The sequence below is a fragment of the Bacillus sp. LQ01 genome (assembly GCF_057624735.1).
Genome location: NZ_JBYEZL010000003.1, coordinates 364861 through 377065, shown reverse-complemented (window position 1 = coordinate 377065; position 12205 = coordinate 364861). Strand labels below are relative to the sequence as shown.

The following is a 12205-nucleotide window of genomic DNA, read 5'->3' as shown; positions in this document are numbered from 1 at the left end:
TAACCGCTGGAGCTAGATTCAATAAAAAGCGGAAGCGGCTCTGTCAAAAGAGTCGCGTAAGCTATAAACCAATAAAAAATTAAAAGCTAGCTGCTCGTAGAAAGTTGGCTAATTAAAAGAAAGCTAGGAGGGAACCCGATGAATAAAGGGCGCGTTACGCAAATCATGGGTCCGGTTGTAGACGTTAAGTTTGATGGCGGAAAGCTACCAGAAATCTACAACGCCCTTACGGTAAAACAAAGCAACGAAAACGGAAGTATTAACTTAACATTTGAAGTTGCACTTCATTTAGGTGATGATACAGTTCGTACAGTTGCGATGTCTTCCACAGATGGACTTGTTCGTGGCACAGAAGTAGAAGATACTGGTAAACCAATCTCTGTACCAGTTGGTGATGTAACACTTGGTCGCGTATTTAACGTATTAGGTGATGCAATTGACTTAGATGGTGAGGTTCCTGCAGATGTACATCGTGATCCAATTCACCGTCAAGCACCTGCATTCGAAGAATTATCTACTAAAGTAGAAATTCTTGAAACTGGTATTAAAGTAGTAGACTTACTTGCTCCTTACATTAAGGGTGGTAAGATCGGCCTATTCGGTGGTGCCGGCGTAGGTAAAACAGTATTAATTCAGGAATTAATTAACAACATCGCACAAGAGCACGGTGGTATCTCTGTATTCGCTGGTGTAGGTGAGCGTACTCGTGAGGGTAATGACTTATACCACGAAATGAGCGATTCTGGCGTAATCAAGAAAACTGCGATGGTATTCGGACAAATGAACGAGCCACCTGGAGCACGTCAACGTGTTGCATTAACAGGTTTAACAATGGCTGAGCATTTCCGTGATGAGCAAGGACAAGACGTACTTCTGTTCATCGATAACATCTTCCGTTTCACGCAAGCGGGTTCTGAAGTATCTGCCCTTCTTGGTCGTATGCCATCTGCGGTAGGTTACCAACCAACACTTGCAACAGAAATGGGTCAATTACAAGAGCGTATTACATCTACAAATAAAGGGTCTATCACGTCTATCCAAGCGGTATATGTACCAGCCGATGACTATACTGACCCAGCACCAGCTACAACGTTCGCTCACTTAGATGCAACAACAAACTTAGAGCGTCGTTTAACGCAAATGGGTATTTACCCAGCCGTAGATCCATTAGCATCTACATCTCGTGCACTTTCTCCAGAAATCGTAGGAGAAGAACATTATGAAGTAGCTCGTCAAGTACAGCAAACTTTACAACGTTATAAAGAGCTTCAAGATATCATCGCTATCTTAGGTATGGATGAGTTATCTGAAGAAGATAAGTTAGTTGTACATCGTGCTCGTCGTATTCAATTCTTCTTATCTCAAAACTTCCACGTAGCTGAGCAGTTTACAGGTCAAAAAGGTTCTTACGTACCTGTAAAGAATACAGTTAGTGGTTTCAAAGAAATTCTAGAAGGAAAATATGATGACCTTCCAGAAGATGCATTCCGCTTAGTAGGTGGCATTGAAGAAGTTATTGAAAACGCGAAGAAAATGATGGCGTAAGGCCTTAGGAGGGACGAAGTATGAAGACATTTCCAGTCAGTATTGTAACTCCTGATGGACCGGTTTACGAAAAAGAAGTAGAAATGGTAAGTGTAAAAGCAGAGAGTGGGGAAATGGGGATCTTACCAGGTCACATTCCAACTGTTGCACCATTAAAAATTAGTGCAGTTCGTCTGAAAAATGGTGGACACACTGATTATGTAGCAGTAAGCGGTGGCTTTATCGAAGTTCGTCCAGATAAAGTGACTGTATTATCATCATCTGCTGAAGAAGCAAACCATATCGATATCCATCGCGCAAATGAAGCGAAGCGTCGCGCTGAGCAACGTCTGCAAGATAAACAAGCACATGTTGACTTTAAACGTGCAGAAATGGCATTACAACGTGCCGTGAACCGTTTAAACGTTTCCGATATGAAGTGAAAAAATCCGTAAGGGCTTTGCCTTTACGGATTTTTTTTTGTGTATTTTATGGATAATTTTACAAAACTGGTATAATTATATTGATGCTTGTATAAGTAGAAGTGTACAACAATTTATATTTCATAAAGGGGATGAATCAATGATTGGTGAAATGAAGCGAGAAGCATTGTACTCTTTAAAGGGAAAATGGGGACTAGGTGTTGGATCAACAATTTTATATTTTATTTTAAGTTATGTCGTTTCGATGGCTGCAATGCTTATACTATTAATTCCAGGAATTATTATATTTCTCTTATTTGCTGGTCTAGCAGGTTCACTTGAAGGGCAAACAATATCAAATGGAGCAAGTGTTACATTCGGGATTTTTTATTGCATTATGATAATTTTGAGTAGCGCATCGTATGGGATTACATCATACGGTTATACAAATGTATTTTTACAGATCAGTAAACGAGAAGATGCTAAAGTAGATTACTTATTTGAAGGATTTCGTGGCTTTAAAATAATGATGAAAACAATGTGGGCAATGCTTGCAATTTTATTATATACAGGTACATGGATTCCGATATTGTTAGTAGCCTTATTTGCATTTTTTGGTGAAGAAGGAAATGCGTCGTTTGCTATTGCTATCTGTGTACTACTAGCAATTTCAATTGTTGGTATGATTGTGATGTATTTTTCTTATGCACTGACGTACTATGTGATGATTGAAAATCCAGAATATAGTGTTTCGCAGGCGATGAAGGAAAGTAAGAATCTTATGAAGGGTCATAAGTTAGATTTGTTTCTTTTATGGCTTAGCTTCATAGGATGGGCTATTTTAGCGCTTCTTACTTTTGGAATAGGATTTCTTTGGCTTAGTCCGTATATGAGTACGACGACAGCACACTTTTATCGCTATATTTCAAAAGGTGAATTTCAATAGTAACATGCTATACTAATAGAATTATTGTGTATAGGAGGCGAGGCTACGCATGATTAGTGATTTAAAAGGAGAAGCACTAGATTCATTAGAAGGGAAATGGGGATTAGCTGTTGGAGCTACACTACTCATTTCAATTCTTATCACGGCTTTTAGTTTTAGTGTTGATTGGGGATTTTCTTTAATTTTCGGTTGGCAAAAAACAAATGGTTCACTTTCAACGAATATTCTTACATTTTTTGTTACTGGACCGTTAACTTTAGGTGGATATTACCTTGGTTTAAATATCCTTCGTGAAAAGCAAGCTAGTATTGGTAATATATTCATTTGGTTTTCAGAGGGAAAGAGATTTCTAAAATCATTTTTATTATATTTATTAGTAAATCTTTATCTTTTCTTATGGACGTTATTGTTCATTATTCCAGGTATTATTAAATCTTTTTCTTATGCGATGACATACTTTATTATAAACGATCATCCTGAGTATTCACTGAACCAAGCTATTACAGAAAGTCGTCGTATGATGGATGGACATAAGATGGAGTATTTCATTTTATGTTTAAGTTTTATTGGCTGGTTTATATTAAGTTGTATTACATTAGGAATTGGATTCCTGTGGTTAATTCCATATTTCTATACGACATCTGCAGCTTTTTACGAAGAGATCGCAGAAGAATATTATGAGAAAAATATTTAGCATTATAAAATCCCCAGTATGAATTATTTGTTCATACTGGGGGTTTTTTGTAGAAATTTTATAAACTGATTACTAGTAAGTGGTTTACTGAAATAGTAACCTTGCATATATTTACAGTTATGTTTTTGCAGAAACTTAAGCTGTTTTTCGGTTTCAATTCCTTCGGCAACGACTGAAAGATTTAAAGTATTTGCGAGGGAAAGTATTGTAGAAACGATGGCTCGTTCTTCAGGACGATGATCAGCTAATTGTGTAAATTCTCTCGGTACTTTTAATGTGTCGATTGGAAAAATTGATAAATAAGCAAGAGAAGAATACCCAGTACCGAAGTCATCAATGGAAGTTTGGATACCGTATTCTTTTAATTGCTTCAGTCTTAATAACGTTTCTTTCTCGTCAATCATTGCAATTCTTTCTGTTAACTCAAGTGTTACATATTTTGGATCGACTTGCACGTCGTTTAATATTTGTGAAATGTTTTCGATTAATTGATCTTGCCGGAATTCTTTTGCGGATAAATTAACACTTATTTTTAAATTTTGGTAGCCAAAGGTATGCCATATTTTTAATTGGAGACAAGCTTCTTGTAATACCCAATGCCCAAGTGGGACTACTTGTGGCGTCTCTTCTACAATTGGAATAAACTCACATGGTGAAATGTCACCTAATAGTGGGTGTTTCCAACGTATTAAAGCTTCAGCACCGATAATTTTATTTGTTGTCGTATCAATTTGTGGTTGATAAACGAGATAAAATTCTTTGTTTACTAAAGCGATTGGCAAATCTTTTTCAATTCGAGCTTTTCGTTCCATTTTTTTATATAGTTCTTTCGTGTAAAGAGAGCTGCCGTTTTTTCCTTTATTCTTTGCTTCGTACATGGCCATATCAGCATGCTGCAAAATGGATAGCGCATCTTCACCTGCTTCAGGATATATTGCAATTCCGATGCTCGGTGAGATTTGTAAATGTTGATTTTCGATTTCAAATGGCTCATTCATGGCCGCTACAATCCTATCAGCTATTTTTTGGACATCTGGCTTTTTTTTGTAATTCTCGATAAGGATTGTGAACTCATCTCCAGCTAGCCGCGCGAGTTTCATATTTGATGTTGCTATTCTTTCGAGCCTTTTTGCTACTGCGATGAGCAATAGGTCTCCTACTCGATGACCGAGGGTATCATTAATAACTTTAAAACGGTCTAGGTCGAGAAACATAACAGCAAAAGGCTTTTTCGATATTTTTGCTCGCGCAATTGCCTGTTCTAAATGTTGATGAAATGCACGTCGATTTGCAAGCTCTGTTAAAGTGTCATGGTATGCTAGGAAATTAATTTGTTCTTGTTGTTGCTTGCTTTCCGTAATATCTTTAATCATTAAATAAACCCCAGAAATTTTCTCCTTTAAAAAGATCGGTACGGCGGTAACGTGCAAGTAGTAAATATCTCTGTTTTTATGGTACGCCCGTATTTCTAAAGAGATAGAATCCCCCTTTTTCACGCGATGAAAGGCGTTAATCATTTCTTCTAAATCTTCTTCGTATATGAGTGAATAGTAAGGCTGGTTTAATAATTCATTCGTTTGATAACCGAGTAAAGTAGTACCAGCGTTATTTACTTTGAGAAAATTACCGTACAAATCTAATGTGAAGATTGGATCTGGATGATGCTCGTATAAAGATTTAAACATTTGTTGATTATGATAGAGTTCATTTTTCTGTTCTACTAAATCTTCTGTACGTAGTTTAATTTGTTTCTCGAGTTCTGAGTTGAATTGCATTTGAGCAATCAATAATATTTTATTTTGTTTTCGAACTAAACTATGACGTATGAGAACGAAGGAGAAAGTTATTATAAGTCCGATTACTATAATAGGCGCAAAAATGTATTCAACTAATATGAAAACAATAAGCATTACTACCGAAATATACGGTAATGATAATCGGATTGATTCACCAATTTTAGGTGTTAGTAGTACTTGTTCTTGTTTTTCAGGCTTTTTTGTATGGAGAATACAGGCGATTGCTACTAGTACTAAGGTTACTTGATAGAAAGGAGTAACTGTAAACATAGAATACTCTGGTATGAAGTATTTTATATACGCATAAATCGCATCTGTAGTAGCATATAAAATTAAAGCACTGCCAAGAAGTGCACCGACCTTTTTAGGTAATAAGGATAGTGGTTTGAATAAAAGGTTGATTCCTATTAAGAGAAAGAGTAAATCAGCCATTGGATAGGTAAGTTGAACAAATATGTCGATATAGGATGTTGTAAAGATATGAATAGTTCGTTCAATAAGTAAGTAGTAACTTAAAGTAAATTGGGCTGTAACGATAATACAAATATCACATAGCATAAAAAGTTTTTCTAATAAATCTCGGTTATAAATGATTTCGTATAGAAAGGCAAACGTAAAGCTAACTAAAAAAAGTAAGTAAAAAAAGTCAGATGGATCAACGAACGTATAGAAGTCCTTTACAATTAAACGCTGATAGGCAACGACTATATCACCGATAAAATAAGAGAGAGCTCCAACAGATAATATGATCCAAAATAAACGAGATAGCCCTTCTTTCATGTTTGAAAAATAAAGTATATAACTACAAGCGATAATATCAATTAATAGGGTACTCATTCCGATTAATAGCTGAAAAGAAAATGAGTATTCATATAGAAAAGGCATCGCTACATAGTGAAGCGTTATAGACAGCAATACAATGCTTATAAGAATACTTACATGTGTTTGTTTTTTCATTTATATCACCTACGGTTTCTTGAAAAGCATATATAAGTTTTATATTTATTTTGCACAATTATAGTAAGTTGTAAAGATAGATTTTAATAATTCTTGTTTCTGCCTCCCAACATATCGACATAGGAATTTGAAGTTTGCTATAATGATTATAATAGTTGCATTATTTAGAAAAATTTAAAAATAATAATTACTGCAACTAGGACATATTGTTTACTATGTGAACTTGTTCTTAATTTAGGGGGGAGGGTTTCACAATGGCAAGTGTATATGAAAATAGTTATATGATCGTTTTGATTTTCTTGCTATTAGGTATATTGCTGCCGGTAGTGGCTCTTACATTAGGAAGGATGCTGCGCCCAAATAAACCAAGTGCAGCAAAGGCGACGACGTATGAGAGTGGAATTGAGCCTTTTCATGATGCAAATATTCGGTTTCATGCTCGTTATTATATTTTTGCTTTATTGTTTGTGATCTTTGATGTAGAAACTTTATTTTTATATCCTTGGGCTGTTGCGTATGACAAGCTAGGTTTATTTGCATTAATTGAAATGCTCATCTTTGTTGTAATGTTGCTAGTTGGATTAGCGTATGCTTGGAAAAAGAAGGTGTTACAATGGTTATAAATTTTGAGGAATTACATCCAAATGAGCGAGCAGAATTAGAACGAAATATCTTTTTTTCTACATTGGAACAGTTGAAAGGATGGGCGAGGAGCAATTCTTTATGGCCGATGACATTCGGACTGGCGTGCTGTGCAATTGAAATGATGGGAGTAGGCTCATCACATTATGATTTAGATCGATTTGGGTCATTTTTTCGGACTTCACCAAGGCAATCGGACGTCATGATTGTATCGGGAACGGTAACGAAGAAGATGGCTCCTATTGTTCGGCGCTTATATGATCAAATGCCCGAACCGAAATGGGTTATTGCGATGGGATCTTGTGCAACAGCAGGTGGTCCGTATGTAAATTCATATGCTGTTGTGAAAGGTGTAGACCAAATTGTACCAGTTGATGTGTATATTCCTGGTTGTCCCCCAAATCCAGCTGCTTTAATTTATGGAATTAATAAATTAAAAGAAAAAATTCGTTACGAAGCAAAGACCGGGAAGCAGGTGACGAATAAATGAGCAATCCAAATAAAGATTTAGAGGAGCTGAAAAAAGAAGCAGCTAGGCGTGCAAAAGAAGAAGCGAGAAAACGCCTTGTAGCGAAACACGAGGCGGAAATAAGTGAGCTTGAGGAAGAAGATCAAGAAAAAGAGAAAGCGCTACCAAAAAACGATGATATTACTATAGAAGAAGCAAAAGCGGCAGCGTTAGCGAAGCAGAAAAGAGAAGGAACCGAAGAAGTGACGGAAGAAGAAAAAGCGAAAGCCAAGGCGAAGGCAGCAGCAGCTGCAAAAGCAAAAGCGGCGACGTTAGCGAAGCAGAAAAGAGAAGGAATAGAAGAAGTAACGGAAGAAGAAAAAGCGAAAGCCAAGGCGAAGGCAGCAGCGGCTGCAAAAGCAAAAGTGGCGGCGTTAGCGAAGCAGAAAAGAGAAGGAATAGAAGAAGTAACGGAAGAAGAAAAAGCGAAAGCCAAGGCGAAGGCAGCAGCCGCCGCAAAGGCAAAAGCGGCAGCGTTAGCGAAGCAGAAAAGAGAAGGAACCGAAGAAGTAACGGAAGAAGAAAAAGCGAAAGCCAAGGCGAAGGCAGCGGCAGCTGCCAAGGCAAAAGCGGCGGCGTTAGCGAAGCAGAAAAGAGAAGGGACAGAAGAAGTAACGGAAGAAGAAAAAGCGAAAGCCAAGGCGAAGGCGGTGGCAGCTGCCAAGGCAAAAGCGGCAGCATTGGCGAAGCAGAAAGCCTCGCAAGGTGATGGGGATTCGGGAGATGAAAAGGCAAAGGCAATTGCAGCGGCAAAAGCGAAAGCAGCAGCGGCTGCAAGAGCGAAGACAAAGGGGGCTGAAGGTAAGAAAGAGGATGAGCCGAAGCAGGAAGAACTGTCCGTAAATCAGCCTTATTTAAATCAGTATGTTGAGGCTATTAGGGAGAAGTTAGGAGAGGGTGTATTAGTAGATTCCTACATTAATAAACTGTCAAAGGATGTGCCAACTCTTGTGGTGGATCCCGAAAAATATTATGAAGTGATGGAGTCACTGCGATTCCATGAGGGACTTGCTTTTGATTATATGTCAGAGCTACATGCGACGGATTTTGTGACACATATGGAAGTGTATGTTCATTTGTTTTCATATAGTAAGAAACAATCGGTAGCGGTGAAGGTAAAGCTAGACCGGGAAACGCCGCAAGTCGAATCTGTGACAGCGCTTTGGAAAGGGGCTGACTGGCCGGAGCGAGAAGCATACGATTTGCTCGGCATTATATTTAAAGGGCATCCGAATTTAACACGTATTTTAATGCCAGAGGATTGGGTAGGATATCCGCTTAGAAAAGACTATGAACCGTATGATGTGGAGGTGTAGCTATGATCCGCACGGAAGAGATGCTTTTGAATGTAGGACCTCAGCATCCGAGTACACATGGTGTGTTCAGGCTCGTAATTAAGATTGACGGGGAAATTATTAAAGAAGCTACACCTGTTATTGGGTATTTACATCGCGGGACGGAAAAGATCGCTGAGAGCTTACAGTATACGCAAATTATCCCTTATACAGATCGAATGGACTATTTATCAGCTATGACGAATAATTACGTCATTTGCCATGCTGTAGAGACGATGATGGGGCTTGAAATTCCAGAGCGTGCCGAATACTTGCGAGTACTTGCGATGGAGCTAGGAAGAATTGCGAGCCATCTCGTTTGGTGGGGGACGAATCTTCTTGATATAGGAGCGGTTAGCCCGTTTTTGTACGCTTTTCGTGAACGAGAGATGATTATAAATTTATTAAATGAATTATGCGGGGCACGGCTTACTTTTAACTATATGAGAGTTGGTGGTGTGAAGTGGGATGCGCCAGATGGTTGGATTGAAAAGGTGGAAGAGTTTGTTCCGTATATGAGAGAGCAACTGGCAGGTTATCATGATCTTGTTAGCGGTAATGAGATTTTCTTAAATCGTGTGAAAGGCGTTGGTATATATAGCGCGGAAGAAGCGATTTCGTATTCTTTAAGCGGAGCAAATTTGCGGTGCACTGGAGTAAACTGGGATCTTCGCAAAGATGAGCCGTATTCGATTTATGATCGTTTTGATTTTGATATTCCTGTTGGAAGCGTGGGAGATGCTTGGGATCGCTACGTTTGCCGAATGCAAGAAATCGAGGAGTCTTTAAAGATTGTTGAGCAAGCGGTTCAGCAGTTCCCGAAAGATGGAGCTGTGCTGGCAAAAGTACCAAAAATTATTAAGGCACCTAAGGGAGAAGCATTTGTACGTATCGAATCGCCGCGCGGAGAGATTGGGTGTTATATCGCTAGTGACGGAAAGAAAGAGCCGTACCGTTTGAAGTTTCGTAGGCCATCTTTTTATAACTTGCAAATTTTACCAAAGTTATTGAAAGGTGAAAACATCGCTAATTTAATTACGATTTTAGGTGGAGTTGATATTGTACTTGGGGAGGTTGATGGCTAATGATTGAGACGCTCTTACAATCACCTTCAAGCTGGACGAATTTCTTCATTTTTTTCGGATTAGCGGTACTTCTACTATTTGCAGTCCTTGGCTTCGTTACATATGGAATCTTGGCAGAACGGAAAGTGATGGGGTTTATGCAAGGGCGGATTGGCCCAAACCAGGTTGGAGGCCGATTTGGTTTACTGCAAACGGTAGCTGATGTTTTAAAACTATTATTGAAAGAAGATAGTATTCCGAAAGCAGCAGATAAACCGCTGTTTATATTAGCACCTGTCATTGCATTTGCACCAGCATTTATGGTGCTTGCAGTTATCCCATTCACTGATAAATTTCAATTTGCAGATATTGGAGTCGGGTTACTTTATTATATCGCTGTTTCCGGTATTACGACGATAGGTGTTGTAACTGGGGGATGGGCATCGAATAATAAATATTCCCTTTTAGGAGGGATGCGTGCGGCGGCGCAAATGATTTCTTATGAGATTCCGCTCGTAATGAGTGTAATTGGTATCGTTTTGCTAGCTGGTAGCCTGAATTTAAATGAGATTGTAGCGGCGCAAGAGAAGGTTTGGTACATTTTCGTACAGCCAATTGGCTTCGTCGTTTTCTTAATCGCAGCAGTTGCAGAGTTAAATAGAACGCCATTCGATTTGCCAGAAGCGGAGTCAGAACTTGTTTCTGGATATCATACGGAATACTCAGGTTTTCGCTGGGCGTTTTTCATGCTTTCAGAGTACGTATATTTCTTCGGGATGGCATCGTTAATTACAGTGCTCTTTTTAGGCGGATGGAATCCAGTCATGTTTCTTGGATTTATCCCAGGTGCCGTATGGTTTGCTTTGAAATTTAGCAGTGTAGTCTTTCTATTAATTTGGTTCCGCGTTACGTTCCCGCGTATAAGAGGTGACCAGTTAATGGAGTTTGGTTGGAAAGTATTATTGCCGATTGCACTTGCAAATATTTTCTTAACGGCATTGATTAAGGAGTTATTCTTCTAATCTATGAGGGGGGTGCCAGTAAGAGATGAAAGGACTATTTAAAGGATTAAAATATACATTAAGTAATTTGAGCAAGAAGAAGGTAACGTATGATTATCCAAATCAACCGTTGCCGTTGCCAGACCGTTTTCGTGGAATTCAAAAATTTTATCCGGAGAAATGTATTGTTTGTAATCAGTGCTCTAACATTTGTCCGACAGACTGTATTCAGTTAACAGGAAAGAAACATCCGGATCCTACGAAAAAAGGAAAAATTATCGACACGTATGATATTAATTTTGAAATTTGTATTCTTTGTGATTTATGTACAGAAGTTTGTCCGACAGAGGCAATTGTCATGACAAATAACTTTGAACTCGCGGAATATTCACGTGATGACTTATTTAAAAATTTGCAGTGGCTTGACGAAAACGACGAAAACGTCAGGAAGGAGAACAAGGCATGAATGGCGAGTTTGTAGCATTCTTTATACTATCCTTGTCTGCAATTATCGGCGGTGTTCTTATGTTGAACTTAACGAAAGTTATGCACATGATGCTAGCTCTCGTTCTGACATTTCTCAGCATTGCAGGTTTGTATTTTCTTTTATCAGCTGAATTTATAGGCGTTGCACAAATTTTACTTTACTCTGGTGCAATCACAATTATTATGATTTTCGGCATTATGTTAACGAAACATAACGCGGAAAATGAATCGCGTCTTACTCTTCAAAAATGGATTATCTTCTTTGCAGTTGTAGCATTTGGAGCGGTTATGTATTTCGCTGTTAATAATGTTGATTTTGCAAATGAAAGCACACAAGGAAGTTTACCTCTCCATGAAAACAACACACTTCAAATCGGTACGCTTCTCTATTCAAAATATATTATCCCATTTGAACTAACTTCAGTTATTTTACTTGTAGCACTCGTTGGCGCGATTGTACTTGCGAAAAAGGATGAGAAAGAGGAGGATTCCAATGAGTAGCGTTCCAGCTTCTGCATATTTAACACTTGCGATTATTTTGTTTTGCATCGGTCTATTTGGAGCTTTAACAAAGCGGAATACAGTAATCGTATTAGTTTGTATCGAATTAATGCTGAATGCTGCCAATTTAAACTTAGTGGCGTTTAGTAAATTAGGCTTATTTCCGAATTTAACAGGTCAAATTTTCTCACTGTTTACGATGGCTGTAGCGGCAGCGGAAGCGGCGGTAGGACTCGCTATTTTAATTGCTTTATATCGTAATCGTACAACAGTTCAGGTGGATGAAATGGATACGCTTAAAGGATAGCATTGTGACCGAAAAAGGGGGAA

Annotated in this window: 13 protein-coding genes; 12 read left to right on the top strand and 1 reads right to left on the bottom strand. The window is 38.4% G+C overall.

Annotated features, from left to right (window positions below; all coding sequences use genetic code 11):
• Positions 1–138 precede the first annotated feature (138 nt).
• From atpD to AC22L0_RS22525, 4 genes are read left to right on the top strand one after another with little or no spacing between them, the layout of a single operon-like run.
• Positions 139–1545 (top strand): F0F1 ATP synthase subunit beta, encoded by a 1407-nt coding sequence (atpD, locus tag AC22L0_RS22540; protein ID WP_001032593.1) that lies wholly within the window; start codon positions 139–141, stop codon positions 1543–1545.
• 20 nt (positions 1546–1565) lie between these two features.
• Positions 1566–1967 (top strand): F0F1 ATP synthase subunit epsilon, encoded by a 402-nt coding sequence (gene atpC, locus AC22L0_RS22535; RefSeq protein WP_000847211.1) that lies wholly within the window; start codon positions 1566–1568, stop codon positions 1965–1967.
• Between the two features lie 37 nt (positions 1968–2004).
• Entirely contained in the window at positions 2005–2892 is an 888-nt protein-coding gene (locus AC22L0_RS22530; protein ID WP_139894709.1) for a DUF975 family protein, read from the top strand.
• A 49-nt stretch (positions 2893–2941) separates the two neighbouring features.
• On the top strand, positions 2942–3586 hold the full coding sequence (locus AC22L0_RS22525) for a DUF975 family protein (RefSeq protein ID WP_000622463.1): 645 nt from the start codon (positions 2942–2944) through the stop codon (positions 3584–3586).
• Between the two features lie 23 nt (positions 3587–3609).
• On the opposite strand, the gene AC22L0_RS22520 is transcribed toward AC22L0_RS22525, so the two are convergent.
• On the bottom strand, positions 3610–6339 hold the full coding sequence (locus AC22L0_RS22520) for an EAL domain-containing protein (RefSeq protein ID WP_087967158.1): 2730 nt from the start codon (positions 6337–6339) through the stop codon (positions 3610–3612).
• A 254-nt stretch (positions 6340–6593) separates the two neighbouring features.
• Here AC22L0_RS22520 and nuoA point away from each other — a divergent pair, with 254 nt between their 5' ends.
• The 8 genes from nuoA to nuoK are packed head-to-tail and all read left to right on the top strand — an operon-like array spanning position 6594 to position 12182.
• On the top strand, positions 6594–6962 hold the full coding sequence (nuoA, locus tag AC22L0_RS22515; RefSeq protein ID WP_000179273.1) for an NADH-quinone oxidoreductase subunit NuoA: 369 nt from the start codon (positions 6594–6596) through the stop codon (positions 6960–6962).
• On the top strand, positions 6953–7471 hold the full coding sequence (gene nuoB / locus AC22L0_RS22510) for an NADH-quinone oxidoreductase subunit NuoB (protein ID WP_000236331.1): 519 nt from the start codon (positions 6953–6955) through the stop codon (positions 7469–7471). The genes nuoA and nuoB overlap by 10 nt, the downstream gene beginning before the upstream one ends.
• Positions 7468–8805, top strand: coding sequence for an NADH-quinone oxidoreductase subunit C (locus AC22L0_RS22505; protein ID WP_487272441.1), 1338 nt, complete (start codon positions 7468–7470; stop codon positions 8803–8805). Before nuoB ends, AC22L0_RS22505 begins: the two co-directional genes overlap by 4 nt.
• A gap of 2 nt (positions 8806–8807) precedes the next feature.
• The gene (nuoD, locus tag AC22L0_RS22500) at positions 8808–9908 is read left to right on the top strand and encodes an NADH-quinone oxidoreductase subunit NuoD (RefSeq protein WP_000621434.1); all 1101 of its coding nucleotides are present in this window, start codon (positions 8808–8810) and stop codon (positions 9906–9908) included.
• A complete protein-coding gene (nuoH, locus tag AC22L0_RS22495) occupies positions 9908–10909 on the top strand; it encodes an NADH-quinone oxidoreductase subunit NuoH (protein WP_000573426.1) in 1002 nt (333 codons plus the stop codon). The genes nuoD and nuoH overlap by 1 nt, the downstream gene beginning before the upstream one ends.
• A 25-nt stretch (positions 10910–10934) precedes the next feature.
• A complete protein-coding gene (nuoI, locus tag AC22L0_RS22490) occupies positions 10935–11354 on the top strand; it encodes an NADH-quinone oxidoreductase subunit NuoI (RefSeq protein ID WP_000677191.1) in 420 nt (139 codons plus the stop codon).
• Entirely contained in the window at positions 11351–11875 is a 525-nt protein-coding gene (locus AC22L0_RS22485; protein ID WP_087965176.1) for an NADH-quinone oxidoreductase subunit J, read from the top strand. Before nuoI ends, AC22L0_RS22485 begins: the two co-directional genes overlap by 4 nt.
• Positions 11868–12182 (top strand): NADH-quinone oxidoreductase subunit NuoK, encoded by a 315-nt coding sequence (nuoK, locus tag AC22L0_RS22480; RefSeq protein WP_000100079.1) that lies wholly within the window; start codon positions 11868–11870, stop codon positions 12180–12182. Before AC22L0_RS22485 ends, nuoK begins: the two co-directional genes overlap by 8 nt.
• Positions 12183–12205 lie beyond the last annotated feature (23 nt).

Coding starts and splice junctions, on each gene's coding strand:
- atpD (WP_001032593.1), top strand. CDS start 139: ATGAATAAAGGGCGCGTTACGCAAATCATGGGTCCGGTTGTAGACGTT.
- atpC (WP_000847211.1), top strand. CDS start 1,566: ATGAAGACATTTCCAGTCAGTATTGTAACTCCTGATGGACCGGTTTAC.
- AC22L0_RS22525 (WP_000622463.1), top strand. CDS start 2,942: ATGATTAGTGATTTAAAAGGAGAAGCACTAGATTCATTAGAAGGGAAA.
- AC22L0_RS22520 (WP_087967158.1), bottom strand. CDS start 6,339: ATGAAAAAACAAACACATGTAAGTATTCTTATAAGCATTGTATTGCTG.
- nuoA (WP_000179273.1), top strand. CDS start 6,594: ATGGCAAGTGTATATGAAAATAGTTATATGATCGTTTTGATTTTCTTG.
- nuoB (WP_000236331.1), top strand. CDS start 6,953: ATGGTTATAAATTTTGAGGAATTACATCCAAATGAGCGAGCAGAATTA.
- AC22L0_RS22505 (WP_487272441.1), top strand. CDS start 7,468: ATGAGCAATCCAAATAAAGATTTAGAGGAGCTGAAAAAAGAAGCAGCT.
- nuoD (WP_000621434.1), top strand. CDS start 8,808: ATGATCCGCACGGAAGAGATGCTTTTGAATGTAGGACCTCAGCATCCG.
- nuoH (WP_000573426.1), top strand. CDS start 9,908: ATGATTGAGACGCTCTTACAATCACCTTCAAGCTGGACGAATTTCTTC.
- nuoI (WP_000677191.1), top strand. CDS start 10,935: ATGAAAGGACTATTTAAAGGATTAAAATATACATTAAGTAATTTGAGC.
- AC22L0_RS22485 (WP_087965176.1), top strand. CDS start 11,351: ATGAATGGCGAGTTTGTAGCATTCTTTATACTATCCTTGTCTGCAATT.
- nuoK (WP_000100079.1), top strand. CDS start 11,868: ATGAGTAGCGTTCCAGCTTCTGCATATTTAACACTTGCGATTATTTTG.